The sequence below is a fragment of the Limimaricola sp. G21655-S1 genome (genome assembly GCF_027213785.1).
Lineage (GTDB): Bacteria > Pseudomonadota > Alphaproteobacteria > Rhodobacterales > Rhodobacteraceae > Limimaricola.
This window is the reverse complement of the sequence record NZ_JAPWGO010000001.1, coordinates 1-24,488: the sequence shown is the minus strand read 5'-3', so window position 1 is coordinate 24,488 and position 24,488 is coordinate 1. Positions and strand designations below refer to the sequence as shown.

25 protein-coding genes and 1 tRNA gene are annotated in these 24,488 nt (G+C 67.4%); 13 read left to right on the top strand and 13 right to left on the bottom strand.

Features of this window, described 5'->3' with window-relative positions:
- Positions 1-5 precede the first annotated feature (5 nt).
- The 7 genes from O4G76_RS00130 to O4G76_RS00100 form a co-directional block, all read right to left on the bottom strand.
- The gene (locus O4G76_RS00130; protein WP_269395441.1) at positions 6-488 is read right to left on the bottom strand and encodes an RNA pyrophosphohydrolase; all 483 of its coding nucleotides are present in this window, start codon (positions 486-488) and stop codon (positions 6-8) included.
- Entirely contained in the window at positions 485-1,870 is a 1,386-nt protein-coding gene (locus O4G76_RS00125; protein ID WP_269395440.1) for a S41 family peptidase, read from the bottom strand. The genes O4G76_RS00130 and O4G76_RS00125 overlap by 4 nt, the downstream gene beginning before the upstream one ends.
- A 52-nt stretch (positions 1,871-1,922) precedes the next feature.
- The gene (locus O4G76_RS00120; RefSeq protein ID WP_269395439.1) at positions 1,923-3,041 is read right to left on the bottom strand and encodes a murein hydrolase activator EnvC; all 1,119 of its coding nucleotides are present in this window, start codon (positions 3,039-3,041) and stop codon (positions 1,923-1,925) included.
- On the bottom strand, positions 3,038-4,552 hold the full coding sequence (gene gpmI / locus O4G76_RS00115; protein WP_269395438.1) for a 2,3-bisphosphoglycerate-independent phosphoglycerate mutase: 1,515 nt from the start codon (positions 4,550-4,552) through the stop codon (positions 3,038-3,040). The genes O4G76_RS00120 and gpmI overlap by 4 nt, the downstream gene beginning before the upstream one ends.
- A gap of 97 nt (positions 4,553-4,649) precedes the next feature.
- The gene (rlmH, locus tag O4G76_RS00110) at positions 4,650-5,120 is read right to left on the bottom strand and encodes a 23S rRNA (pseudouridine(1915)-N(3))-methyltransferase RlmH (protein ID WP_269395437.1); all 471 of its coding nucleotides are present in this window, start codon (positions 5,118-5,120) and stop codon (positions 4,650-4,652) included.
- Positions 5,120-5,485, bottom strand: coding sequence for a ribosome silencing factor (gene rsfS / locus O4G76_RS00105; RefSeq protein WP_085895134.1), 366 nt, complete (start codon positions 5,483-5,485; stop codon positions 5,120-5,122). Before rsfS ends, rlmH begins: the two co-directional genes overlap by 1 nt.
- A gap of 158 nt (positions 5,486-5,643) precedes the next feature.
- Positions 5,644-7,068: a mechanosensitive ion channel family protein gene (locus tag O4G76_RS00100; protein WP_269395436.1), complete on the bottom strand. Its 1,425-nt coding sequence runs from the start codon at positions 7,066-7,068 to the stop codon at positions 5,644-5,646.
- A 283-nt stretch (positions 7,069-7,351) separates the two neighbouring features.
- Here O4G76_RS00100 and leuC point away from each other — a divergent pair, with 283 nt between their 5' ends.
- The 8 genes from leuC to O4G76_RS00060 all read left to right on the top strand — a co-directional run bounded on the left by leuC (position 7,352) and on the right by O4G76_RS00060 (position 15,318).
- Positions 7,352-8,755, top strand: coding sequence for a 3-isopropylmalate dehydratase large subunit (gene leuC, locus O4G76_RS00095; RefSeq protein ID WP_269395435.1), 1,404 nt, complete (start codon positions 7,352-7,354; stop codon positions 8,753-8,755).
- Entirely contained in the window at positions 8,755-9,360 is a 606-nt protein-coding gene (gene leuD / locus O4G76_RS00090; protein ID WP_269395434.1) for a 3-isopropylmalate dehydratase small subunit, read from the top strand. Before leuC ends, leuD begins: the two co-directional genes overlap by 1 nt.
- 419 nt (positions 9,361-9,779) lie before the next feature.
- The gene (locus O4G76_RS00085) at positions 9,780-10,571 is read left to right on the top strand and encodes a hypothetical protein (protein WP_269395433.1); all 792 of its coding nucleotides are present in this window, start codon (positions 9,780-9,782) and stop codon (positions 10,569-10,571) included.
- Positions 10,568-11,680 (top strand): endonuclease/exonuclease/phosphatase family protein, encoded by a 1,113-nt coding sequence (locus O4G76_RS00080; RefSeq protein WP_269395432.1) that lies wholly within the window; start codon positions 10,568-10,570, stop codon positions 11,678-11,680. Before O4G76_RS00085 ends, O4G76_RS00080 begins: the two co-directional genes overlap by 4 nt.
- 204 nt (positions 11,681-11,884) lie before the next feature.
- Positions 11,885-12,991 carry a 3-isopropylmalate dehydrogenase gene (gene leuB, locus O4G76_RS00075; protein ID WP_269395431.1) on the top strand — a complete coding sequence of 369 codons (1,107 nt, stop codon included), beginning with the start codon at positions 11,885-11,887 and terminating at the stop codon, positions 12,989-12,991.
- Between the two features lie 111 nt (positions 12,992-13,102).
- Complete coding sequence (locus O4G76_RS00070; RefSeq protein ID WP_269395430.1) at positions 13,103-14,068, top strand: DMT family transporter; 966 nt, start codon at positions 13,103-13,105, stop codon at positions 14,066-14,068.
- 52 nt (positions 14,069-14,120) lie between these two features.
- Positions 14,121-14,197: transfer RNA gene (locus O4G76_RS00065), tRNA-Pro, on the top strand.
- A gap of 98 nt (positions 14,198-14,295) precedes the next feature.
- Positions 14,296-15,318 (top strand): aspartate-semialdehyde dehydrogenase, encoded by a 1,023-nt coding sequence (locus O4G76_RS00060; protein ID WP_269395429.1) that lies wholly within the window; start codon positions 14,296-14,298, stop codon positions 15,316-15,318.
- A gap of 53 nt (positions 15,319-15,371) precedes the next feature.
- Here the strand turns inward: O4G76_RS00060 and O4G76_RS00055 are convergent, their stop codons facing one another.
- The 5 genes from O4G76_RS00055 to O4G76_RS00035 all read right to left on the bottom strand — a co-directional run bounded on the left by O4G76_RS00055 (position 15,372) and on the right by O4G76_RS00035 (position 18,805).
- Positions 15,372-15,632, bottom strand: coding sequence for a hypothetical protein (locus O4G76_RS00055; protein WP_269395428.1), 261 nt, complete (start codon positions 15,630-15,632; stop codon positions 15,372-15,374).
- A 29-nt stretch (positions 15,633-15,661) separates the two neighbouring features.
- A complete protein-coding gene (locus O4G76_RS00050; protein WP_269395427.1) occupies positions 15,662-15,937 on the bottom strand; it encodes a hypothetical protein in 276 nt (91 codons plus the stop codon).
- Between the two features lie 387 nt (positions 15,938-16,324).
- Positions 16,325-16,714, bottom strand: a complete 390-nt coding sequence (locus O4G76_RS00045) for a response regulator (protein WP_269395426.1) — start codon at positions 16,712-16,714, stop codon at positions 16,325-16,327.
- 16 nt (positions 16,715-16,730) lie between these two features.
- Positions 16,731-17,816, bottom strand: a complete 1,086-nt coding sequence (locus O4G76_RS00040; protein WP_269395425.1) for a PAS domain-containing protein — start codon at positions 17,814-17,816, stop codon at positions 16,731-16,733.
- A gap of 503 nt (positions 17,817-18,319) precedes the next feature.
- Positions 18,320-18,805 carry a DUF421 domain-containing protein gene (locus tag O4G76_RS00035; protein WP_269395424.1) on the bottom strand — a complete coding sequence of 162 codons (486 nt, stop codon included), beginning with the start codon at positions 18,803-18,805 and terminating at the stop codon, positions 18,320-18,322.
- A 660-nt stretch (positions 18,806-19,465) separates the two neighbouring features.
- Between O4G76_RS00035 and O4G76_RS00030 the strand changes: the two genes are divergently transcribed.
- The 5 genes from O4G76_RS00030 to O4G76_RS00010 all read left to right on the top strand — a co-directional run bounded on the left by O4G76_RS00030 (position 19,466) and on the right by O4G76_RS00010 (position 24,078).
- Positions 19,466-20,353: an acyl-CoA dehydrogenase gene (locus O4G76_RS00030; RefSeq protein ID WP_269395423.1), complete on the top strand. Its 888-nt coding sequence runs from the start codon at positions 19,466-19,468 to the stop codon at positions 20,351-20,353.
- Positions 20,354-20,381: 28 nt separating this feature from the next.
- On the top strand, positions 20,382-21,056 hold the full coding sequence (locus O4G76_RS00025; RefSeq protein WP_269395422.1) for a PIG-L deacetylase family protein: 675 nt from the start codon (positions 20,382-20,384) through the stop codon (positions 21,054-21,056).
- Complete coding sequence (locus O4G76_RS00020; RefSeq protein WP_269395421.1) at positions 21,053-21,610, top strand: trans-aconitate 2-methyltransferase; 558 nt, start codon at positions 21,053-21,055, stop codon at positions 21,608-21,610. The genes O4G76_RS00025 and O4G76_RS00020 overlap by 4 nt, the downstream gene beginning before the upstream one ends.
- Complete coding sequence (locus O4G76_RS00015) at positions 21,607-22,590, top strand: glycosyltransferase family 2 protein (RefSeq protein WP_269395420.1); 984 nt, start codon at positions 21,607-21,609, stop codon at positions 22,588-22,590. The genes O4G76_RS00020 and O4G76_RS00015 overlap by 4 nt, the downstream gene beginning before the upstream one ends.
- 402 nt (positions 22,591-22,992) lie before the next feature.
- On the top strand, positions 22,993-24,078 hold the full coding sequence (locus O4G76_RS00010) for a GAF domain-containing protein (RefSeq protein WP_269395419.1): 1,086 nt from the start codon (positions 22,993-22,995) through the stop codon (positions 24,076-24,078).
- Positions 24,079-24,095: 17 nt separating this feature from the next.
- On the opposite strand, the gene O4G76_RS00005 is transcribed toward O4G76_RS00010, so the two are convergent.
- Positions 24,096-24,488, bottom strand: a 393-nt coding sequence (locus O4G76_RS00005) for an integrase core domain-containing protein (RefSeq protein WP_269395418.1), incomplete at its 5' end; no start/stop codon positions are given.

Here is a 24,488-nt window from a genome sequence, read left to right as displayed (position 1 = left end):
GGCGATCAGATGAGCGGCCCGAGCCGCTCCAGCACCTGCTCGTAGACGTGGCGCTTGAACGGCACGATGGCCTCGGGCAGCTCGGCGGGGTCGATCCATTTCCATGCGCTGAACTCCGGGTGCTTGGTGGCGATGTCGATGTCGCGCGCCTCGCCCCTAAAGCGGGCGAGGACCCAGGTCTGGGCCTGGCCGCGATAGCGCCCGCCCCAGATATGCGGCACCACCTCCATCGGCAGGTCGTAGCGCAACGGCTCCTCGGTCTGGGCCACGATGTCGACCTTGTCGGCGGTGATGCCGGTCTCCTCCTCGAGCTCGCGCAGCGCCGCGGCGCGGGCGTCCTCGCCCGCGTCGATGCCGCCCTGCGGCATCTGCCAGGCCTCCTGGTCGCGGTCGATCCGCTGGCCGACGAAGACCCGGCCCTCTTCGTTGACCAGCATGACGCCCACGCAGGGGCGGAACGGCAGTGCGGCGATGCTGGCAGGCCTCACTGAGCCGCCTCCCCCGCCGCCTCGGCGCGCTTCTCGGGATCGGCCAGCGCGCGGGGACCGAGCGCCGAGAGCCCCTTGAGGATGTCGATCGCATAGGCGAGTTGGTAGTCCTGCTCGCGCAGCTCGGCGGCCTTCTCGGCGCGCTCGCGATCCGCCTCGAGCTGCTTCAGCTCGTCCTCCGAGAGGCTGTCATTGTCGAGACTGCCGCGCAGGTCGGCCTCCGAACGCAGCGGCCGCGCCGTCGTGTCCTCCTCGGTCTCCTCCACGGGCGCGGGGCGCGGCTGCTCGACGATGATGTCGGGCGAGATGCCCAGCGCCTGGATCGAGCGCCCCGAGGGCGTGTAGTAGCGCGCCGTGGTCAGGCGCATCGCGCCCTCGCCCCTGAGCGGCATCACCGTCTGCACCGAGCCCTTGCCGAAGCTCTGGGTGCCCACGACGATCGCCCGGCGATGATCCTGCAGCGCGCCGGCGACGATCTCCGAGGCCGATGCCGAGCCGCTGTTGATCAGCACCACCATCGGCTTGCCCTCGATCAGGTCGCCGGGCGTGGCGTTGTTGCGGTCCGATTGCTCGACGTCGCGGCCACGGGTCGAGACGATCTCGCCCGCCTCGAGGAAGGCGTCGGAGACGTAGATCGCCTGGTTCAGCAGACCGCCGGGGTTGTTGCGCAGATCGAGCACCACGCCGTTGACGTTCTCGAGCCCGCCGGCCTTCTCGATCTCCTCGGCCAGACCCTTCTTCAGGTCCGGGAAGGTCTGGTCGTTGAAGGTGGTGACGCGCATCACGATGGTGTCGCCCTCGGTGCGCGCGCGCACCGCGTTGAGCTTGATCGTGTCGCGGATGATCGAGACGTCGAAGGGCTCGTCCTCGCCGTCGCGCACCACGGTGATGACGATCTCCGAGCCGACCGGCCCGCGCATCAGGTCCACCGCCTCGTCGAGGGTCAGGCCCAGAACGCTCTCGCCGTCGACGGCGGTGATGAAATCGCCCGCGAGGATGCCCGCCGCATCGGCCGGGGTGCCATCCATCGGCGAGACGACCTTGACGATCCCCTCTTCCTGCGTGACCTCGATGCCAAGCCCGCCGAACTCGCCGCGAGTCTGGGTACGCATGTCAGCCGCGTCCTCGGGCGACAGGTAGCTCGAATGCGGGTCGAGCGAGGTCAACATGCCGTTGATGGCAGCCTCGATCAGGTCGCCCTCATCGACCTCCTCGACATATTCGGCGCGAATCCGCTCGAAGATGTCGCCGAACAGATCGAGCTGCTCATAGACGCTGGCATTGCGCTCGGCCTCCTGAGCGACGAGCGGTCCGGCCACCTGCGTCGTGACGATCAGTCCGAGCGCGGTTCCGCCAAGCGCCGCCAGTACCAGTTTCCTCATGCGCAACATTCCCTCTGCCTGCGGCCCGGGCCGCCTTTCGGGCGCGCGCCGGTCAGGCCGGCGCGAACCATGTTTCGGGGTCGACGGGGGCATCCCCCTCCCGTACTTCCAGATAAAGCGTTTCCGACCGCGGCGCGCCACCGCCCTGCGCCGTTTCGGTCAAGATTTCGTGCGGTGCGGGCGGGTCTCCGCCCATCAGGCCCAGCGCCGCGCCCGCCGGCAGGATCTCTCCGGTACGGCCATAGACCTCGGCCAGCCCGGCCAGGATCACCAGGACGCCCGCCGCCGGTTCGAGGATCGCGACATTGCCGTAATCGAGCAACTCGCCGCGAAACCGCAGCGTCGCCGCCACCGGGGTGGTGACGAGGCTGCGCGGCGCGGTGGCGATCACCAGACCCGGCCGGGTGACGCCTGCCGCATCCGCCTCGCCGAAACCGCGCAGCACCTGCCCCTGCACAGGGAGCGGGATCCGTCCCTTGAGACCGGTGGCGTCCGGCACCGTGCTCGACAGCTCGGCATCGATGGTCTGCGCCAAGCCTGACGCAAAGCCGTCCAGCGTGTCGGTCGAGGCGATCAGCAGCGCCGTCGCCACCGGATTCTCGGTAAAGCGCATCGGCAGGTCGGTGCGCTCGGAAATCGCCTCGGACAATGCGCTGCGCGCGCTTTGGGCCCCCGAAAGCCCCTCCTCCAGCGTGGAGATCGCGCTTTGCTGCAGCGCCGCGAGGTCGGCGGCCTCCTGCAGGTCGGCCCGCAGCCGCTCGGCTTCGGCCTGCAGCGCCGGCGTGACCTCCGAGGCGATTAGCCCGGCACGCGCGGTGCCCAGCGGTCCGGCCGGGTGCAGCAGCAAGAGCGGTGCCGGGGCACGCGACATGGATTGCAGCGCGCCCAGCAGCTCCGCGATCTCGTCGCGTCGCGCCTCCAGTTCCACCGCGATGGCCCGCTCGCGGATCGCGGCGCGGCGCAGCCCGTCGCGCAGCGCCGTCAGACCCGCCTCGTAGGCCCGCACCGTTTCGGTCAGCGCCGAGACCCGGTCGCGCGCGCCCTGCGCCGCGTCGAGCTGCTGCGAGGCGGCGGCGAGACGCTCGGCGGCGGCCCGCGCCGCCGCCGCCGTCTCCTGCGCGGTGGCCGGCGCGGCCATCAGCGCCAAGGCGAGGAAAAGCGCCGCCCTCATCCGATGAGGCTGCGCCCGGTCATCTCGGGCGGCAGGTCGAGGCCCATCAGGTCCAGAAGCGTCGGTGCCAGATCGGCAAGCCGACCGTCGCGCAAGCGTGCCCCCTCGGGGCCGCCGAACAGCGCGACGGGAACCGGGTTCAGCGTATGCGAGGTGTGCGGCCCGCCGGTTTCGGGGTCGATCATCATCTCGCAATTGCCGTGATCGGCGGTCACGATCATCGCGCCGCCCGCCTGTTCAAGCGCCGCGCAGACCTTGGCCAGGCCCTGATCCACCGCCTCGCAGGCACGGATCGCGGCATCGAGATCGCCGGTATGGCCGACCATGTCGGGGTTGGCGAAGTTGGTGACGATCAGGTCGTAGCCCTTGCCGATGGCCGCCACGAAGGCCTCGGTCACCTCGTCGGCCGACATCTCGGGCAGCATGTCATAGGTGGCGACATTGGGCGATTTCGGCATGAACCGGTCCTCGCCTTCCTCCGGCTCCTCCTTGCCGCCATTGAGAAAAAAGGTGACATGCGGGTACTTCTCGGTCTCGGCGAGACGGAACTGCGTCAGCCCCTTGGAAGCGACCCAGGCGCCCAGCGTGTTGACGATGTCGCGCTTGGGGAACACCGTCTCGTACCAGGCGACATGCTTGTCGGAATATTCGACCATGCCGAGCCTCGCGGCCAGTGCCGGGGCGTCACCGCGCTCGAAGCCGTCGAACGCCGGATCGGCGATGGCCGCGAGGATCTCCCGCGCCCGGTCGGCCCGGAAATTGAGGCAGAACAGCCCGTCCTGCGGCTGCATGCCGGCATAGTCGCCGATCACCGTGGCGGGGATGAACTCGTCGGTTTGGCCCGCGTCCCAGGCGGCCTTCACCGCCGCCAGCGGATCGGCGGCCGCGCGGCCCTCGCCCTTGACGATGGCGTCATAGGCGGTCTTCACCCGGTCCCAGCGATTGTCGCGGTCCATGGCGAAGTAGCGGCCGATCACGGTCGCGATGCGAGTGCCCTCGGGCAGCTTCTCGATCAGGTCCTCGAGATAGGCATCCGCCGATTTCGGGGCGACGTCGCGCCCGTCGGTGATGGCGTGCACCGTCACCGCCACGTCGCGGTCGCGCAGTGCCCGGGCCGCGGCGACGATATGGTCGAGGTGACCATGCACGCCGCCATCCGAGACGACGCCGAACAGATGCGCGGTGCCGCCCGAATCCTGCAACGTCTTGGCGAAATCTGCGATCGCCTCGGCCTCGAAGAAGCTCCCGTCCTCGATCGCGAGATCGATCTGGCCGAGATCCATGGCGACGACCCGGCCCGCGCCGATATTAGTGTGACCGACCTCGGAATTGCCCATCTGCCCCGAGGGCAGGCCCACATCCGGCCCATGCGTGGTCAAGGTCGCGTTGGGGCCTTGCATGATCCGGTCGAAGGCCGGGGTGCGGGCCAGCGCCGGCGCGTTGCCTTCCGTTTCGGCGCGTAGCCCCCAGCCGTCGAGAATGCACAGGACCACGGGTTTGGGTGTCGCCATCGGGAAAGCCTCCTCGGGAACGTTTCGCGCCAGTCCTGAGCCAAAGCGTTCCGATTGTCCACTGACGCGGGGTCAGAGCATGCCGTCGGGCCCCATCTCAGACCCGGTGATAGGGCGCTCCGGCGAGGATCGAGGCGGCGCGGTAGAGCTGTTCGCTCAGCATCGCGCGCACCAGCATGTGCGGCCAGACCATCGGGCCGAAGGACAGCATGGCATCGGCGCGGGAACGCAGCGCCGGGTCGATGCCGTCGGCGCCGCCGATCACGAAGGCCACTTCCGCCCGGCCCTGGTCGCGCCAGCCCGCCAGCATGTTCGCGAAATCGGGCGAGCTCATCTCGCGGCCGTGCTCGTCCATGGCGCAGATCACCGCGCCGCCGGGAATGGCGCGGTCGAGCAGCGCCGCCTCGGCGGCCATGCCGCCGCCCTTGCGGTCGTCGACCTCGGTGATCGTGAGCGGCCCGAGGCCCAGCGCCCGCCCGGTCCGGTCGAACCGGGTGGTGTAGTCCTCGACCAAGGCGCGCTCGGGGCCGGATTTCATCCGGCCCACCGCGCAGATCCTGACGCGCATCAGCGGAAGGCGTCGGCGGCCGCCCCCTGGGGCGCCCACATCTTCTCCAGCTGGTAGAACTCGCGCACCTCGGGTCGGAACACGTGCACGATCACGTCGCCGGTATCGATCAGCACCCAGTCGCCGGTCTCCTTGCCCTCGGTCTTCGAGAGCACGCCGTAATCCTGCTTGAGCTTGTCCGTCAGGTGTTCGGCGATGGCGGCGACCTGACGCGAGGAGCGGCCCGATGCGATCACCATGTAATCGCCCATCTCGGAGCGCCCGCGCAGATCGATCTGCACGACGTCTTCGGCCTTGTCGTCATCGAGGGAGACGAGGATCGCTGCCAGCAGCTTTTCGCTCGTCGCGGAGGGCGCCCCGGCCATCAGGCCCGCGCCCTGGGGAGCAGCTTGCGCCGCTTGGGTGGAAAGGGACAGGTCATCATCCTCCGGTTTCACGCCGCCGACTTTGCCCCGGCGCCGGGCATGTTTCAAATGTAGCAAGGGGGGGGGTCGTTTTCAACGATCCCGCACCTCGCATCCGATCACTCGGCGGTGGGTCGCGCGACACGCAGGGCGGAGCCGTCGAGCACCCGGACCTCGCGCTGCGGGAAGGGAATCGAGATGCCCTCGGCCTTGAACGCGTCCCACAGAGCGAGAAACACGTCGCCGCGGATATTGGTGAGCCCCGCCGTCGCGTCGTCGATCCAGAAGCGCAGCAGGTAGTTCACGCTCGAATCGCCGAAGGCGGTGATATGGCAGACCGGTGCCGGCTTTTCCAGAACCCGCTCGCAGCCCGCCGCCGCCGCGATCGCGACCCGGCGCACCAGATGCGGATCGTCGCCATAGGAGGTGCCGAAATCCAGATCGATCCGCACCGAGTTGTCGGAATGGGTCCAGTTCACCACCTGGGTGGTGATCAGGTCCTCGTTCGGGATCAGGTATTCCTTGCCATCGCGGGTGACGACGGAGGCGTAGCGCGCGCCCAGCGTCGAGATCCAGCCGAAGGTCTGGCCGACCGAGATCACGTCGCCGGGCTTGATCGACTTGTCCATCAGGATGATCAGCCCCGAGACCAGGTTCGACACCACCTTCTGCAGTCCGAAGCCGAGGCCGACGCCGATCGCGCCCGACAACACCGCGAGGCCGGTGAGGTCCACCCCCACCGCGCGCAACCCGACGAAGACCGCGATGCCGTAGAACAGCAGCTGGCTGAGCTTGACCGCCAGCACCTGCATCGAAGGGCTGATCTCCCGGTTGCTCTCGATCCGGTGCGCCGAGCTGCGCGCCAGCAGCCGCGCCACGAAGAAGGCGACGCCCAGCACCAGCGCCGCCTTCAGCACCAGAAGCACCGAGATCCGCAGATCGCCGGCCTGGATCGCGAGCCCGTCGAGCAGCCGCGCCGTCTCGGTGGTCAGGTCGAGGATGCGCAGGGTGATCCAGGCCCATGCGCCGTAGCGCACGATGCCGCGCAAGAGCGGATTGACGATCAGCCGCGACACCAGCGCCACGAAGAGCCAGCCGGTGGCAAGGTTGGCGGCGATCCGCAGCACCGCCGCGCCGGCTGGCGGGTCGAGCTGCCGCACCACCGCCACGGCGATCCACAGCAGCGTCACGAACAGCACCGCGCGCAGACGCCGGTGCAGCGTCACCGCATAGCGCATCCGCCAGCGCGGCCAGCCCTCGCGGTGCCGCATCCAGTCATGCAGTTTCGGCCCGAGCCAGGCGCGGCCCAGATGCGCCAGCGCGAAGGCCCCGAAGAGGATCAGCAACTGCCACGCGTTCCAGGGCTGCATCACGCCCTGCAACACCCGCTCGGCATCGCTCAGCAGCCGATGGCCCAGATCCTCGGCCGCCTCGGCCAGAACCTCCGGCGCCTCGGCCGCCTGCTCCGCCATTTCGGCGGCGGCCGCCTCGGCCTCCGCCGTGGCGGTCTCCGCCACCTCCTCCACCCCGGTTTCCGGCTCCATCGCGCGCTCTGCCCTCTCTTTTACGTGCAGAGCATGTAGCGCCGCCGCCCCCCGGTCCAGCCGCCGCAGGCTCTTGTGCCGCAGGGTCCGAGGGAGTATCTGAACGCCATGACTCGGGTCTTCGACATGGATGATCGCGCGCGCCTGCCCTGGCGGTTCTTCGGCGCAACCTGCACGATCCTCGCGCGGCTTTGACGCGGCGGGGCGCTCTGGCGCCCGCTCGACCCTTCGGCGCGCAGCCGCGCGCCCTGTCAGACATATCCAGCCGCAAGAGGACCACTCCATGACCGGCAAGACACTCTACGACAAGATCTGGGACGCGCATCTCGTCCATCAGGCCGAGGACGGCACCGGCCTGCTCTATATCGACCGCCACCTCGTGCACGAGGTCACCAGCCCGCAGGCCTTCGAGGGGCTGCGCATGGCCGGCCGCCAGGTGCGCGCGCCCGAAAAGACCATCGCCGTGCCGGACCACAACGTCCCCACCACCGAGGGCCGCGACAAGGTCATCGAGAACGAGGACAGCCGGATCCAGGTCGAGGCGCTCGACAAGAACGCCCGCGACTTCGGCATCAACTACTACCCGGTCTCGGACGTGCGTCAGGGCATCGTCCACATCGTCGGCCCCGAGCAGGGCTGGACCCTGCCCGGCATGACCGTGGTCTGCGGCGACAGCCACACCGCGACGCATGGCGCCTTCGGGGCGCTGGCGCATGGCATCGGCACCTCGGAGGTCGAGCACGTGCTCGCCACGCAGACGCTGATCCAGTCGAAGTCCAAGAACATGAAGGTGGAGATCACCGGCCAGCTGGCGCCGGGCGTCACCGCCAAGGACATCACCCTCTCGGTGATCGGCAAGACCGGCACCGCCGGCGGCACCGGCTACGTCATCGAGTATTGCGGCGAGGCGATCCGCTCGCTGTCGATGGAAGGCCGGATGACGGTCTGCAACATGGCGATCGAAGGCGGCGCCCGCGCCGGTCTGATCGCCCCCGACGAGACCACCTTCGCCTATGTGAAGGGCCGCCCGCACGCGCCGAAGGGTGCGCAGTGGGAAGCCGCCATGGAGTGGTGGAAGACGCTCTATTCCGATGACGACGCGCATTGGGACAAGGTCGTCACGATCCGTGGCGAGGACATCGCCCCGGTCGTCACCTGGGGCACCTCGCCCGAGGATGTGCTGCCGATCACCGATGTCGTGCCCGACCCGACCGCCTTCAAGGGCGGCAAGGTCGAGGCGGCCAAGCGCGCGCTCGACTACATGGGGCTGACCGCCGGCACGCCGCTCAAGGAGATCAAGATCGACACGGTCTTCATCGGGTCCTGCACCAATGGCCGGATCGAGGATCTGCGCGCCGCCGCGGCGATCCTCAAGGGCAAGAAGATCAAGGACGGCATGCGTGCCATGGTCGTGCCGGGCTCGGGCCTCGTGCGCGCCCAGGCCGAGGAAGAGGGGCTCGCCGACATCTTCAAGGAGGCAGGCTTCGAGTGGCGCCTCGCCGGCTGCTCGATGTGCCTGGCGATGAACCCCGACCAGCTGGCCCCGGGCGAGCGCTGCGCCGCGACCTCGAACCGCAATTTCGAGGGGCGCCAGGGCAAGGGCGGGCGCACCCACCTGATGAGCCCGGCAATGGCGGCGGCCGCCGCGATCACCGGACACCTGACCGACGTGCGGGAGATGATGTGATGGACAAGTTCGAAAGCTTCTCGGGCGTCGCCGCCCCCATGCCGCTGGTCAACATCGACACGGACATGATCATCCCCAAGCAGTTCCTGAAGACCATCAAGCGGTCCGGGCTGGGCGTGAACCTGTTCGCCGAGATGCGTTATCTCGACGACGGGTCGGAGAACCCCGATTTCGTGCTCAACAACCCGGCCTACCGCAACGCCGAGATCATCGTCGCCGGCGACAATTTCGGCTGCGGCTCGTCGCGTGAGCACGCGCCTTGGGCGATCAAGGATTTCGGGATCAAATGCGTGATCTCGACGAGCTTCGCCGACATCTTCTTCAACAACTGCTTCAAGAACGGCATCCTGCCGATCGTGCTGCCCCAGGAGCAGGTCGACGTGCTGATGAAGGACGCCGAAAAGGGCTCGAACGCGCGGCTCGACATCGACCTCGAGAACCAGACCGTGACCACCTCCGAGGGCGAGAGCTTCCACTTCGAGGTCGACCCCTTCCGCAAGCACTGCCTGCTCGAGGGGCTCGACGACATCGGCCTGACGCTGGAGAAGGCAAGCGCCATCGACAGCTTCGAAAGCCAGGCGAGCCAGGCCCGCCCCTGGGTCTGAGATCGAAGATTCGGACAGGAAAAGGGCGGCCCGGCGGGCCGCCCTTTTCGCATTGTGACGATGGGGTGTTGCTCGTGCCGTAAGGTCACGCCTGCCCTACCCTGTCTGGTAGGACCTGCCCGAACAGCCACTATATACCCTCTCCAAAAGGCATAAGTTGCTGATCGAAGGCCCCATTATCGGTCCATTGCAGTGCCGACTCCGTCGCAAAAGCGCCGCAGTTCAAGCGCTTCTTGAGAACTATGCGTTGCCGCCTGAACTGGGAAAGGGCACAAATAGTGGCAGGATTGAGGCATGACGGCCCGCTTGGGCCGAAATTCGCCGGTAAAGAGCCGCGATATCAAAACGTGGCCGCCCGGCGCAGGAATGGGCAGACTATGGTCGCGCGACTGACAGGTGGACTCCTGCGGGCGGTGCTGATGATGTTGCTGATCGCAACACCATCGATGCTGCTGCAGACGGGCGGTTCCGGCACCCCGGAGATCGTGGCGCTGGTGGCGATCGCCGCGGGGCTGTTCACCGCGGTCGAATACACCTCGCTGTCGCCGAGCTTGGTCGAATTCCGCGATGCGCCGCCCTTCAACCGCATCCGTTTCGCCACGGCGGCGCTCTCGGTGTTCCTGCTGTCGCTGCTGGCGGGTCATGCCGACGACGCCTCCACCTTCACGGCGCTTGTCGCGGCGCTGACGGCGCCGCTGGGCCATGCGCTCGACATGCCCTATTCCCCGGTGCGGCTGGTGATGCTGACACTGCCGGAAGGCACCTCCGGCGCGCTGGCCGACCAGGTCCGGGTCGGCGCCGCGCTGAGCTACCTGCTGTCGCTGGCGTCGCTGCTGATCTTCGTGGCACTGCTGCGCTTTCGGGGCTGGCCGATGCGCTCGGGCAATTTCAACGTCTGGATCAACCTACCGACCTTCGATCCGACCTCGGGCCCGGACGTGATCTGGCGCCTGCGCCGCGACGGGCAGGTCAACCTCGTGCTGGGCTTCCTGCTGCCCTTCATCGTGCCGGCCCTGTTCAACATCGGCGCGCCGATCTTCGGGCCGATCGACCTGTCGAACCCGCATACGCTGATCTGGACCATGACCGGCTGGGCCTTCCTGCCCGCGAGCCTGTTGATGCGCGGCGTGGCGCTGCAGCGCGTCGCCGACATGATCGGCGCCCAGCGCGAGCGGGCCTCGGCGCGCGAAGCCGGGCTGATGCCCGCGTGAGCCTTGGGGCGCGCCTCGGTCGCGCCCTTCTCGCCGTCCTTCTTGCCGCCCCGCTCGCGCCTCTGGCGCCCCCCCTCTCGGCCGAACCCCTGCGGCTCGCCACCTACGCCCCGGCGCTGAGCCGCGACGGCCCCGGACTGCTGCTGCGTGACATCCGCCGGGGCGAGGCGCAGGTCACGGCCGTTGCCCGCGTCATTACCGACACCGCCCCCGACATGCTGCTGCTCACCGGTTTCGACCGCGATGCCCGAGGTGTCGCGCTTGCGGCCTTCGCGGCGCTGCTGCGCGAGACGGGCGGACCGGATTACCCCTATCTCCTCGCCCCGTCCTCGAATGCCGGGCTGGCCTCCGGGCTGGATCTGGACGGCGATGGCCGCCGCGACCGGGCGCGCGACGCCCATGGCTATGGCCGCTTCACCGGCGACGGCGCGATGGCGCTGCTGTCGCGTTTTCCGATCTCCCTCGTGCATGACTTCACCGGGTTGCTCTGGCGCGACCTGCCCGGCGCGGCGCAGCCCAAAACGGACGACGCCCCCTTTCCATCGGCCGAGGCGCAGGCTGCGCGACGCCTGTCGAGCACCGGGCACTGGGTGGTGCGGGCCGAGACGCCGCAGGGGCCGCTCACCCTCATGGCCTTCGCCGCCACGCCGCCGGTCTTCGACGGGCCCGAGGATCTCAACGGCTTGCGCAATCTAGACGAGATCCGGCTCTGGCTGCGGTTTCTGGACGGCGATCTCGGCCCACCACCGGCGCCGCCCTTCGCGATCATCGGCCTCGCCAATCTCGACCCGGCCGATGGCGAGGGCCGTCGCGCCGCGATGCGCGCCCTGCTCGCCGATCCGCGCCTCGTCGACCCCCAGCCCCGCAGCCCCGGCGGCCGCGCGAACGCGACACCGGGCCAGGCGGGCGATCCGGCGCTCGATACCGCCGATTGGGAAGACCCGCCAATGGGTCCGGGCAACCTGCGGGTCGATTACGTTCTGCCCTCGCGCGCAGGGCTGCGGGTCACCGGCGCCGGCGTGACCTGGCCCATCACGGGCCCGCTGGCCGAAGCCGCGGCAAAGGCCTCGGCGCACCGGCTGGTCTGGGTCGACCTCGAACTGGAGTGAGCGCATCGGGTCGGCGGCGGGATCTGCGTATTTCAGGAAAGATCGACCAAGGGGGCGCGCCGCCTCGTCTGCCCTTTTCAGGTTCACATGGCACCCGGTTTCGGGTTGGCGCGCGGCATCGGAGGGCGGGGCGCGAACTTGACCCTGCGACGGCCACAGGCTACCGCATCGCCATTCCATTCGTTTCAATCCGGAGCCCGCAACGTGTCCAATCCTTCCCTTCTGATCCTCGCCGGCGACGGCATCGGTCCCGAAGTCATGAACGAGGTGAAGAAGATCATCGGCTGGTACGGCGAGAAGCGCGACCTCGCCTTCGACGTCGAAGAGGATCTCGTCGGCGGCGCCGCCTATGACGCGCATGGCACGCCGCTCACCGACGCGACGATGGAACGCGCCCAGAACGCCGACGCCGTGCTGCTCGGTGCCGTGGGCGGGCCGAAATACGACACGCTCGACTTCTCGGTGAAGCCCGAGCGCGGCCTGCTGCGCCTGCGCAAGGAAATGGACCTGTTCTCGAACCTGCGCCCGGCGCAGTGCTTCGACGCGCTGGCCGACTTCTCCTCGCTCAAGCGCGACGTGGTCGCCGGGCTCGACATCATGATCGTGCGCGAGCTGACCTCGGGCGTCTATTTCGGCGAGCCGCGCGGCATCCACAAGGAAGGCAACGAGCGCGTCGGCATCAACACCCAGCGCTATACCGAGAGCGAGATCGCCCGCGTCGCGCGCTCGGCCTTCGAGCTGGCCCGCCGCCGCGGCAACAAGGTCTGCTCGATGGAGAAGGCCAACGTCATGGAATCGGGCGTGCTCTGGCGCCAGGTGGTGACCGAGATCCACGAGGCCGAGTACCCGGATGTCGAGCTGAGCCACATGTATGCCGATGCCGGCGCCATGCAGCTCTGCCGCTGGCCCAAGCAGTTCGACGTGATCGTCACCGACAACCTGTTCGGCGACCTCCTTTCGGACGCCGCCGCGATGCTCACCGGTAGCTTGGGCATGCTGCCCTCCGCGAGCCTGGGCGCGCCGATGGCCAATGGTCGCCCCAAGGCGCTCTACGAGCCGGTGCACGGCTCGGCCCCCGACATCGCCGGTCAGGGCAAGGCGAACCCGATCGCCTGCATCCTGAGCTTCGCCATGGCGCTGCGCTACAGCTTCGACAAGGGCGACGAGGCGACCCGCCTCGAACAGGCCGTCGAGAAGGTGCTGGCCGATGGCAAGCGCACCGCCGACCTGCTCGGCCCCGAGGGCGGCACGCCGATCTCCACCGCCGAGATGGGCGACGCGATCATCGCCGCGCTCGACGCTTCGCTCTGATCCGCTTGCGGGCGGGGAAACCTGCCCGCAACGCTTGACCCCGGGTTGCATCGCACCCCGGGCTCGGCCATTGCTGGCGCTAACACCACCAGCCTGACCGGGAGAACGCGCATGGGCGACAATGCGAAAGGCGCGCTGCTGGCGCTTGTGTCCTTCGGCGTCTTCGCCACGCATGACGTGGTCATCAAGGTGCTGGGCAGCGGCTACTCGCCGGTGCAGCTGATCTTCTTCTCGGTGACGCTGGCCTTCCCGCTGGCGCTTGTGATGATTATCGGCGACCCCGAACCCGGCACGCTGCGCCCGCGCCACCCATGGTGGGTCGCGCTGCGCACCTGCGCCGGTTTCCTGACGGCGATCTGCGCCTTCTACGCCTTTTCGGTGCTGCCGCTGGCGCAGGTCTACGCGTTGATCTTCGCGACGCCGCTGCTGATCACCGTGCTGGCGATCCCGGTGCTGGGCGAAACCGTCGGCGCCCGCCGCTGGGCGGCGGTGCTGGTCGGCCTCGCCGGCGTGCTGATCGTGCTGCGCCCCGGCCAGACCGAGCTGTCGCTGGGCCATCTCGCGGCGCTTGGCGTCGCGGTCGGCGGCTCGACCGCCTCGATCGTGGTGCGCAAGATCGGCCATGACGAACGGCCGGTGGTGCTGCTTCTCTACCCGATGGTCGCCAACTTCGTGCTGATGGGCGCGGCGCTGAGCTTCGTCTACAAGCCGATGCCGCTCGAGGATTTCGGGCTGATGGCGCTGATCGCCGTACTGGGCTGGACCGGCGGCCGCATCATGGTCGCGGCCTACTCCACCGGCGAGGCGGTGGTGGTCGCGCCGATGCAGTACAGCCAGATCATCTGGGCCACCGGCTACGGCGCGCTGTTCTTCGACGAATTGCCCGACGGGCCCACGGCGCTGGGCGCCGGCATCATCATCGCCTCGGGCATCTACATCGTGGCGCGCGAGGGCCGCGGCGGCAACTCGGCGCACCGTCCCGTCTCGCAGACCCGGCTGCGCTACGAGACCGGATCGGCGCCGCGCGCCAGCGTGCTCAAGCGGTTCCTGCGGCCCGGGCGTTTCCGCGCGGAATGAACGCGGCCCCTCTTGCAAAGCCGCAAACAAGGCGTTAGGTCGGCGCCACGGTCGGAGTGTAGCGCAGCCTGGTAGCGCACCTGCTTCGGGAGCAGGGGGTCGGAGGTTCGAATCCTCTCACTCCGACCAGTTTTTCCCCGCATGACAGCTTTGAACCGCCTGCGGGCGCTTTCCCTTCCGTCGCGAAACGTGTAGGGACCGCTCGAACTTTCAGGAGGCTCCAGAACATGGGCTACAAGGTCGTCGTCGTCGGCGCCACGGGCAACGTGGGTCGCGAAATGCTCAACATCCTGGACGAGCGCGCGTTTCCGATCGAGGAAATCGCCGTTCTCGCCAGCCGCCGCTCGCTCGGCACCGAGGTGAGCTTCGGCGATCGAACTTTGAAAACTCAGGACCTCGCCGCCTTCGACTTCACCGGCTGGGACATCGCGCTCTTCGCCGTGGGCTCCGAGGCCACCAAGGAATACGCTCCCAAGGCCGCCTCGCAGGGCTGCGTGGTGATCGACAACTCGTCGCTCTACCGCATGGACCCCGACGTGCCGCTGGTGGTGCCCGAGGTCAATGCCGACGCGGTGATGGGCTACACCAAGAAGAACATCATCGCGAACCCGAACTGCTCGACCGCGCAGATGGTCGTGGCGCTCAAGCCGCTGCATGACCGCGCCAAGATCAAGCGCGTCGTCGTCTCGACCTACCAGTCGGTCTCGGGCACCGGCAAGGACGCGATCGATGAGCTGTGGAACCAGACCAAGGGCATGTACGTGCCCGGCCAGGAGGTCGAGCCCTCGGTCTATCCGCGCCAGATCGCCTTCAACGTGATCCCGCATATCGACGTCTTCATGGAGGACGGCGGCACCAAGGAAGAGTGGAAGATGGTCGTCGAGACCAAGAAGATCCTCGACCCCGCCATCAAGCTCACCGCCACCTGCGTGCGGGTCCCGGTCTTCGTCGGCCATTCCGAGGCGCTCAACATCGAGTTCGAGGAGTTCCTCGACGAGGACGAGGCCCGTGACATCCTGCGCGAGGCCCCGGGCATCATGGTGATCGACAAGCGCGAGCCGGGTGGCTACGTGACGCCGGTCGAATGCGTCGGCGATTTCGCCACCTTCATCTCGCGCATTCGCCAGGACAGCACCGTCGAGAACGGCCTGAACCTGTGGTGCGTCTCCGACAACCTGCGCAAGGGCGCGGCGCTCAACGCGGTGCAGATCGCCGAAGTGCTGGGCCAGAAGGCCCTGAAGAAGGGCTGAGACGTCCCGAGGGGCGGCCCTCCCGGCCGCCCCTCTTTCGCTGCGGGACCGGTTCAGCGTTCCGCCGGATGCGGCAGTTTCTCGAAGGTGACGAGACCCGAATAGGAGTGCAGCACCGCGACCCGTTCCTGCCCTTCGGAATCGCGGACCAGCATCCGTTCCTGCCCCTCCGACTGCCCCAGATGACCCGTTATCGTCCAGCCGAGGCTCGCGAAGTCCTGAACGCGCTGCGGCACCCGCGCCGCCTGCGCGCTGGCGATCGAGCCCGCGACCAGCAGGCCGATCACGATGGTGATGCGAATGGTCGATTTCATATTAGTTTCCTCCCTTGCGCCTTGATCGATCAACGGTCGAGCAGCCTGACGTAGTCCCAGGTCTCGATGCTCCCATCGCGCGGATGAATGGTCAGTGATACCTCGCTGCCCGTGGCGTCGAAGGCGACGATCCGGCGCGCCTCCGCATCGACGAGCCGGGCGTCGCGATAGCCATTTTCCGTGAGCTTGGAGAGGACGCCGTCGAAATAGGTCGGAGTTTTCTGCGCTGCCATTTGGCCCGAGGATAAAGATGGAATTATCAGAGCGGCACAAAACAGACCGCTCGCCAGAAGCAACGTTTTCATGGCGTTTCCAATCATTTATTAAAGGACGACTTCCCCGTTCCGACGCGTGACCGGGGGAAAGCCATCTAACGGTGAATGAACCGAAGGCAACGCCGCTTAAATAGGCTTACGCTGCGTCATCGGTAGGCTCAAACTACTATTTTTTGGCGAATTTCGCAACAATGCGACCATTCGAGGCTGAATTTCCGTAACATTGTTATGCCCGGTCCGCAGGACGCTGCACTCTAAGTTTTTGTCAGCAGGTTGGTTTTCGCGGAGCGATTGCAATGACATTTGCCGGCGAATGCCGCGAAATGAAAACGGGCAACTCAACCATAAGGAATTTCGTTTCGCTGATCGGGATAACCGCGAGTTGCAGCTGAGCGAAAGCGCGATTCGTCCGAACGCTCAGACGGTCGCGAGCGCCTCGACCAAGGCGCGCCGGATCACGGCGAGGTCGCAGGGTTTTTCCAGTACCGGCGCGCCGATATTGGTGATCGTCTCGCCGAGGCGCTGCACATCGCCCGAATGCAGCACGAAGGGCACGCCCCGCGCCCGCAACCTCTCGACGATCGGAAGGCAGGTCTCCGAATGCCCGAGCGAGACGTCGAGCAGGGCGACGTCGATCGGCTGTTCCACCCGCTCGAGCCCCTGTCGCAGGTTGCGGCCATAGACCACCCGCGCGCCCGCCTCTTCTAGGCTCTCGTTGATGTCCATCGCGATCAGCACCTCGTCCTCGACCACGAGGATGGTCTTGCCCGAAAGGCTGGCGCGGCCGGCATCGGTCGAGCGGTCCATCATGTTCATTACGGCCTCAGATACTGGTCGGGAATTGGATGTCGACGCGCAACCCCTCGGCGCGCCAGTCGTAGCGGATCTCGCCCTCGCCCATGGCGAGCATTCGACCGATGATCGTCATGCCGACACCGTAGCGCTCCGGCCCGGGGCCCGGATCGGCACCGCCGGTCTCGGTCCAGAGCAGCCGCAGCCGCCCGTCCCCATCGGAACCGTCGATCACCTGCCATTCCAGCGACACGTGCCCCTCCTGCGCGGCGAAGGCCCCATGCTTGACCGCGTTGATCGCCAGCTCGTGCAGCGTCAGCGCCAGCACCGAGACCACGTTGCTGTCGAGCGGCACCTTGCCCCCGCTCAGCGTCAGGCTGTCCCGCCCCTGCGGCGCATAGGGGGTCAGGAGATCCTCGAACAGCTTGCGCGGATCGGTCGGCCCTTCGGTGAAGGAGACCTCGAGCATCGCCTCGTGCGCGCGGCCCAGCGACCTGATCCGCGCGTTGATCTTCTCGGCCAGCCCCTCGGCCCCGTCGAGCTTGCCGGTCATGGTGACGATCGAGGAGATCACCGCGAACATGTTCTTCATGCGGTGGCTGATCTCGCGCTCCATCATCCGCGCGTGCTTCTCGTCGGCCCGCGCCGCATGGACATCGGTCACGTCCCATTGCGAGCCGAAGAGATAGCGGACCGAGCCGTCCTCGTTGTAGATCGGCCCCAGATGCAGCGCGTTCCAGAAGGTGCTGCCATCCTTGCGGTAGTTCAGCAGCTCCACCACCACCACGTCCTCGGAGGCGATCGCCTCGCGCAGCTTGCGCACCTGCGCCGGGTCGGTCCCGGGGCCCTGCAGGAACCGGCAGTTGCGGCCGACGATCTCGTCCTCCTCATAGCCGGTCAGCTCGCGGAAGGCGCGGTTGACGAAGACGATCGGCTGATCTTCCTGGTTGGGGTCGGCCAGGCAGATCGCCATGCGCGTCTGCGCCATCGCCTGCTCGAACAGCACCCCGGATTCGGCGTGGATCTGCATGCGCTGCGCCTGCTCGCGGGCCCGATCGAAGTCGTTCCCGCGCTCGGTTTCCCGATCACTTGCCGTCCGATGCGCCTGATCGCTCATCTCTCACCCATCCGTCTCGGTCGCATACGCCATGGCCAATCGCTGAGATCGAAAATTAGTTCACTTGAAGGGCCGATCCAGAGCCATGGCCCCGAACCTTACGGAACCGGCCCCGGCCCGCCGGGCAGAAATCGGTAGCGATGCCCAGCATCGACCCTACGACACTGCGGGTCGATGCGATGGCACCTTCGGCCTCGGTTGGGACATTCGCTCCAGACGCGTGATGCCTCCCGCGGCCGTGGTCTAGAGCATTCCCGCATCCCCCAACCGGCACGAAAGCCTATTTCCGGAAAGACCAGGATGCTTCAACCGGAGCACGGCTCGGGCTTGAAGGCGCCCCGCATCCATTATCCCGTCTCCAATCCGTATATGACCCAAGGCCCCTTGCCCGTGCCAGCATGGACGAAGTGACAGGCTTCCAACTTCGATCATTCGGCACTGCCTGCCTTCGATCCGCTTCCAGATTTCAGGCGGCGGTGAAGGGCTTGGTTGGATGCCTGCAGTCAATCTTCGGATACCACCGAGACCGAGCCGTTTCTCTCGATATAGGCCAGCGGCACATCTTCGATACGGGCATATCCCTGACCACGGATCTTCTGCTCAAGGTCACGCCGTCCCATCTGGGCATGACGTAGCACGGCTTCGTCCACTGCCCCGTTTCGGATCACTTCGAGAGGCCTTCCCTTCAACAGCCGCGAGAACACCTCGCTGTGGATCGCGAGCCAGCCCATCGCGACCCAAAGCCCCCCAAGGACAATGCAGGCCACCATCACGGGCCCAAGCGGAGCATTGCCCGTCAAAGCGCGGCTCAAGCTGGAGCCGATCAGCACGGTCAGCACCACGTCGATGACCGAGGTGTTGGCAAGCGACTTCCGGGGCAGGAGGCGGAACAGGGCGACGGCGAAAACGAAGACCACAATGGCTCGCAGGCCCAGTTGAAAGGCCGTCAGGTCCGATGAGGCGTCGCCGAGAAGGTTCGTGAGATCCATGGCAGGAAGATAGTGCCTGCCGTGGGCGCGTCTATCAGGCCCGGTTCCCCGCAGGGGGGCATATTTCCGTCCACGCATCTCCAGCCGAGCCCGAGGCGGCTTTCAAGGCCCCGGAGCGGCGCTCGCCTCCTCATCTTCCTGCGGCTTGTTCGCCATCACGGGTCGAACGCATGGGGAGCGGTTCCTGACCATCCCGCAGGGGGGGGTGCCTTCCTCTCCAATGCGGTGGCCCCTCGGCAGAAACGCCAAGCCGTTCCGCTTCGTCCTGTCCAAGCAGAGCGGCGGTCGGCTCTCGCGATCCAACGAGAGCGGGTAAGGGTGGCGCCCGGCGATGGTCCCGAGCGCGGGAACTCAGCCCGCCGGCAGGGCTTTCGCCCACGGCCATTCATCTCCTGCGGCCCAGCGTTTCCCGCGTCATTCGGGCTTAGGAACTGGTGGCTCCCCCCGCAGGTTGTTGCGGCAAAGGAAGCATCGGAACCTGCCATGCCTCGACAATTCGAAAAAGAGCCGAGACGAGGCGCGCCCGATGAGGGCGGTGTTGACCGGTCCTTTCGGTCGCGTCTGGAGCAGGCGGCGCAGCGGGATTTCGATGAAGCGGTACATCTTCTGCGATGTGCCGGCCTTCTTGAGGCAGCGGACTGGAGAGCCGCGGCGCGGGCCATGCGCCGGATCGGTGAGGCCGACCTGTCGCTCGGCCGGCTCTACGAGGGCCATGTGAATGCCCGCCATCTCATCGAAACCTATGCCGACCCGGAGCTACGGTCGGAATGCCAGGCACAGATGGAGGCGGGATGGCTGTTCGGGGTGTGGGGCGCCGACGGTGCCAAACCCGTCAGCGCAACCGGCGATCGGCTCTCGGGTGCCAAGCGCTTTGCCTCCGGGCTGGGCCATGTCGACCGCGCCATCGTGAGTGCGGCATCACCGGAAGGGCAACGGCTGTTCATTGTCGATGCCCGGGATGCGACGCGCCACGATCCGGGCGCGTGGCGCATGTCCGGCATGCAGGACAGCCGCTCCGGAGGCTTCGATTGCGAAGGTCTGCCGGGGCGGCCGCTCGGCGGGCCGGATGTCTACACGCGTGAGCCGCATTTCCTTGGCGGCACCTGGCGTATCGCCGCCGTGACGCTGGGCGGGATCGTGGGGCTGCTGGAACGGGCGTCCGATGCGTTGCGGGCTCGCGGTCAGGAGGAAGCCGAAGCGCATCTGTTGCGGCTGGCGCCGATCGCCGGCCGCGTGGTCTCGGCCTGGCCCGCCATCCTGCGCGCCGGCGAGATCGCCAGTGGGGAGGACGGGATGGCTGCACCGGAGGCCGCCGCGACGCGTTCGCTGTCGGTGCGGCTTCTCGGCGAGGAGATCGGCCAGGACGCGATCGCTGCGGTCGAGCGCTCGGTGGGCCTGTCGATGTTCGACGAAGCGGACCGGGTCGGACGCATGGCCCGCGACCTCGCCTGCTACATGCGCCAGGCGGCGCGAGACGCCTTCTCGGTGACGGTCGGTCGCGCATTTCTGATGGGGGACAGGCCGTTGGGAGACTGGCTCGATGGCTGATCTCATGCGCAAGGCGAGCCTCCATGACTTGACCAAGGGCCGCCCTCCGGTCGTGCTCGCGCCGCATCCCGATGACGAGTCGCTGGGCTGCGGCGCGCTGCTGGCCAAGGCCTTCGCGGGACCGGGCGCGCGTGTGATCTGCATGACAGATGGCGGTGCCTCGCATCCGGGGTCGCTCGAATGGCCCCGGGCGCGGCTGGCCGGGCTGCGGGCGCGCGAACTCGATGCGGCGATCGCGGCGCTTGGCGGCGATCCGGCCTGCGTTACCCGGCTCGGGCTGCCCGATGCGGGCATGCCCGGGCTTGCACACCGCTTCGACGAAATCGCCGAAGCGGTAGTGGAAATCATCCATGCGGCGGGTGCCCAGGTTCTCATCGCGCCCGCCCCGACCGACCCGCATTGCGATCACGAGGCCACGGCCGAGATTGCCCGCATCGCCGCCCTGCGCGCGGGCACGCGGCTGCTGTTCTATCCCGTCTGGTCGGGCTGGCACGATCCCTCCTACCGGGTACGTCTGCCGCATCGCATCGAGCATCGCTTCGACATCTCCGCATCGCGCGAGGCAAAGGCCGCGGCCATCACCGCGCATCGCAGCCAACTCGGGCAGGTGGTGCAGGACGATCCCGACGGCTTCGTCCTGCCCGAATCCTTCCGCACGCAGTTCGAAACCGGCGACGAGATCTACTTCGAGGGGGCGGCATGACCGCGGTGTCATGCGATCAACTGGAACGGATCTACGCTGTAGGCGACGATCCGTGGTCGTTTCGCACCAGCGCCTACGAGCAGGCCAAGTTCCGTGCCACCTGCGCAGCCTTGCCGCGACGCACCTACCGTTCCGCGCTGGAACTGGGTTGCGGCAATGGCGAGCTGGCGCGTCATGTCGCACCACACTGCGCGGCCTATACCGGTGTCGACGCGGTGCAGACGGCGCTCGACGCCGCCAGGCGGGCCATCCCGAAAGGGCGTTTTCACCGGCTCTTCCTGCCGGCCCCGCTGCCGGGAGGAGACCATGACCTGCTGCTGCTGTCAGAAGTGCTCTACTTCCTCGACCCTCCGGGACTTGCCGCCCTCGCGCAGCAGATCGACCGGCGCTGGCCTGCCGCCGATCTGGTCTGCGTGACCTGGCTGGGGCCGAGCGGCAATGCGCTTCAGGGAGAGGAGGCGCTCGAGATTTTCCGCGCCAGTAGCCGCAGGGCTTTGCGGTGCGTGACCTCGACCGACCGCTACCGCATCGACGTGGCGGAGGAAGGGCGATGAAACCGGTCTGCGAGGTCTTTGGCCACGACGCGGTCGCGACCGCCGGTGCGGTGGTGGTCATCCCCGCCTGCAACGAGGCCGAGCGCATCGGCGCCTGTCTCGATGCGCTGGCGGCACAGGAGGGGCGGCGGGATTGCGCCCTCCATGTCTGCGTGAACAACACCGAGGACGACACGGCGGCGATCGTTCGCGACCGCGCCCGTCGGCATAAGCTGGCCCTGGTGCTGAGCGAAATTTGGTTACCGCGCGGCGGCGTCGGGCGGGCGCGTCGGCTCGGGCATCTCCTGGCGATGCGGTTCAGCCCGCAAGCCACGGCCTTTCTATCCACCGATGCCGATTGCCAGGCGGAGCCGGGCTGGATCGGCGCCATGAGAGCCGCTCTCGAGACGCATCCGGCGGTGCTGGGCCGCATCGAGGGGCTCGACGACCTGCCTCCGGAGATGCTCGAGAAGGTGCGGCGCGGCGGCCAGATCGAGGACGACTACATGCGGCTCTCGATGGAGTTCGCGCGCCTCGTCTCAGAGGACGAAGCGACCTCGATCGGGCTCAACACCGCCGGCGGGGCCAATCTCGGAATACGCCGGGCGGTCTATCGCGCGGTCGGTGGTTTCCGCGCTCTGCCAAGCCGCGAGGACCGCGACCTGATCGACCGGGTGATGGCGGCGGGCTATCGGCCTGCCCGTGCCGAGGTGGCCGTGGTTCGGGCGTCGATGCGCCCGGAGGGGCGGGCCCCCGGTGGCATGGCGGACAAGATCGCCGAACGCCTTACCGGTGCCGCGACATCGCTCGACACGGCCCTGGCTCCGATCAGCGCCATGCTGGCAAGGCTTTCATGCGGCGGCAGGCAGCCATTCGAGTTCTCCCTGTCCCGGGCGGCAGAGGATCTGCCGATCCTCGCGGCGCATGTGGAGCAGCTTCGGCACAAGAATGGCCCCGACGAGCGGTACCGATATCTGCGATCGGTCGGAAGCCTGGAGTGAACCTGCCTATCGGACGCGCGGATCGGCCCGTCGCGCGTGATGCTGATGATCCGGAGGGTCACGCGGGAAGCCGAACACCGCAGCATTCGGGATAAATGCCCGCTTCTTGGGTATGACCGCGTGAAAGGCGGCCGAGGCGGGGTCGGCAGTCGGGTCGCCCGGGCGCGTCTCCTATCAAGCAGTTCCTTGCCGCGCCCGGCGCCCATAGTAGTTTGTACGTTTGCGGCGTGCTACATCGCCCGAACAGGAGGGACGTGCATGCTTTCAGGTGCCGACGAACGACTGATGTTCCTCGAGGGCGGGGGCGAAGTCGGGGCGATGATCGAGGCATGGGGGTGGCATGGGCATCCCCTCGGGTCTCCGTGTGACTGGCCGCAAAGCCTCAAGACGGCACTACAGATCATGCTGGCATCTCCCCTGCCGAGCTGGATGTGCTGGGGCCCCGAGCAGCACCTGTTCTACAATGACGCCTACCGCCCACTGCTTGGCACGGCGCATCCCGAGGCTCTCGGACAGCCGGCGGCGCAGGGCCTCGCGGCGTTCTGGAGCGAAATAGAGCCGGTTCTGGCCGGGGTCACGGAAGGGGGAAAAGCGGCCCGGCTGAAGTTGTCATCTCCCCCGATCCACGGCAGTCCCGCCCTGACGAACGCAATGTCGCTCGCACCTGTTGCGGACGATCACGGCCGACCGGCGGGGGTGCTCTGCACGATCCTTGATGCGTCGGTCACGGAACCCGCCGAAGAGAAAACCGACGAGCTGCAGGTTCTCCAGCACAAGCTTCTGGAATTGACGCTGCAGGAGCGGCCCCTCGAACTGATCCTCGACGAGCTGATGCGGGCGGTTCAGAACTTCGTTGGCCGGGAGGCCGCCTGCTCGATCCTTCTGACCGACAAGGAGGGCGGCAGACTCTACCACGGCGCCGCAATCGGCTTGGCCAAGTCCTATACCGACGCCATCGACGGTGTCGCGATCGGGCCGGCGGTCGGGTCCTGCGGCACCGCCGCCTATGAAGGTGCTCCGGTCCACGTCGCCGACATCGCGACCGACCCGCTCTGGAAGGATTTCCGCGATCTGGCCCTGCCGCATGGCCTGCGCGCCTGCTGGTCGCATCCGGTCGTGGGCGCCAAGGGCAAGGTGCTGGGCACCTTCGCGATCTACAGCCCCAAACCCGGCCTGCCGACGAGGCGAGAGGATGATTTTCTCGATCTGGTGGCCCGGATCACGGCCCTGATCCTGGAGAGATACTCGGTCCAGGAAGCGCTGAACGATCAGGCACGGCTCTTGGAAACCTTGAACCGGACCGGAGCGGGAGTGGCGGCCGAGCTGGATCACGAGGCGCTGGTGCAGATGGTCACCGATGCCGGGGTCGAGCTCACCGGTGCCCAGTTCGGCGCGTTCTTCTACAACGTCGTCGGGGCCTCCGGCGAAAGCTACATGCTTTATACGCTGTCAGGTGTCGACCGCATGGCGTTGAGCTGCCCCGTCTGAGTGCTCCAGGTTAATTGTTAGTGCATGGTCGGCCTCCGGTCGACGGGCACGATGCTTTCTGGTGCAGGTGGCCGATAGCCCAAGGCGCTGTGGGGCCTGACGGTGTTGTAATGCCTCCGCCATCGCTCGATCAGGATCTGTGCCTCACGCAGCGTGTAGAAGATCTCTGCGTCGAGCAGCTCGTTGCGGAAGCGGGCATTGAAACTCTCGCAGTAGCCGTTCTCCCAGGGCGATCCCGGTTCGATGAAGGCGGTCTTGGCGCCGACAGCTTCGATCCAGTCGCGGACCTTCGTGGCCACGAATTCGGGGCCATTGTCGGAACGGATGAACTCAGGCGGCCCGCGCAGGATGAACAGGTCCGTCAAAGCGTCCACCACGTCGGTGGAGTTGAGCTTCCGATCGACGCGGAT

Bases quoted from the DNA above. Each gene is read 5' to 3' on its own strand.
- O4G76_RS00125 (WP_269395440.1), bottom strand. From the start codon at position 1,870: ATGAGGAAACTGGTACTGGCGGCGCTTGGCGGAACCGCGCTCGGACTG.
- O4G76_RS00120 (WP_269395439.1), bottom strand. From the start codon at position 3,041: ATGAGGGCGGCGCTTTTCCTCGCCTTGGCGCTGATGGCCGCGCCGGCC.
- gpmI (WP_269395438.1), bottom strand. From the start codon at position 4,552: ATGGCGACACCCAAACCCGTGGTCCTGTGCATTCTCGACGGCTGGGGG.
- rlmH (WP_269395437.1), bottom strand. From the start codon at position 5,120: ATGCGCGTCAGGATCTGCGCGGTGGGCCGGATGAAATCCGGCCCCGAG.
- rsfS (WP_085895134.1), bottom strand. From the start codon at position 5,485: ATGGCCGGGGCGCCCTCCGCGACGAGCGAAAAGCTGCTGGCAGCGATC.
- O4G76_RS00100 (WP_269395436.1), bottom strand. From the start codon at position 7,068: ATGGAGCCGGAAACCGGGGTGGAGGAGGTGGCGGAGACCGCCACGGCG.
- leuC (WP_269395435.1), top strand. From the start codon at position 7,352: ATGACCGGCAAGACACTCTACGACAAGATCTGGGACGCGCATCTCGTC.
- leuD (WP_269395434.1), top strand. From the start codon at position 8,755: ATGGACAAGTTCGAAAGCTTCTCGGGCGTCGCCGCCCCCATGCCGCTG.
- O4G76_RS00085 (WP_269395433.1), top strand. From the start codon at position 9,780: ATGATGTTGCTGATCGCAACACCATCGATGCTGCTGCAGACGGGCGGT.
- O4G76_RS00070 (WP_269395430.1), top strand. From the start codon at position 13,103: ATGGGCGACAATGCGAAAGGCGCGCTGCTGGCGCTTGTGTCCTTCGGC.
- O4G76_RS00060 (WP_269395429.1), top strand. From the start codon at position 14,296: ATGGGCTACAAGGTCGTCGTCGTCGGCGCCACGGGCAACGTGGGTCGC.
- O4G76_RS00055 (WP_269395428.1), bottom strand. From the start codon at position 15,632: ATGAAATCGACCATTCGCATCACCATCGTGATCGGCCTGCTGGTCGCG.
- O4G76_RS00050 (WP_269395427.1), bottom strand. From the start codon at position 15,937: ATGAAAACGTTGCTTCTGGCGAGCGGTCTGTTTTGTGCCGCTCTGATA.
- O4G76_RS00045 (WP_269395426.1), bottom strand. From the start codon at position 16,714: ATGGACCGCTCGACCGATGCCGGCCGCGCCAGCCTTTCGGGCAAGACC.
- O4G76_RS00040 (WP_269395425.1), bottom strand. From the start codon at position 17,816: ATGAGCGATCAGGCGCATCGGACGGCAAGTGATCGGGAAACCGAGCGC.
- O4G76_RS00035 (WP_269395424.1), bottom strand. From the start codon at position 18,805: ATGGATCTCACGAACCTTCTCGGCGACGCCTCATCGGACCTGACGGCC.
- O4G76_RS00030 (WP_269395423.1), top strand. From the start codon at position 19,466: ATGCGCCGGATCGGTGAGGCCGACCTGTCGCTCGGCCGGCTCTACGAG.
- O4G76_RS00020 (WP_269395421.1), top strand. From the start codon at position 21,053: ATGACCGCGGTGTCATGCGATCAACTGGAACGGATCTACGCTGTAGGC.
- O4G76_RS00015 (WP_269395420.1), top strand. From the start codon at position 21,607: ATGAAACCGGTCTGCGAGGTCTTTGGCCACGACGCGGTCGCGACCGCC.
- O4G76_RS00010 (WP_269395419.1), top strand. From the start codon at position 22,993: ATGCTGGCATCTCCCCTGCCGAGCTGGATGTGCTGGGGCCCCGAGCAG.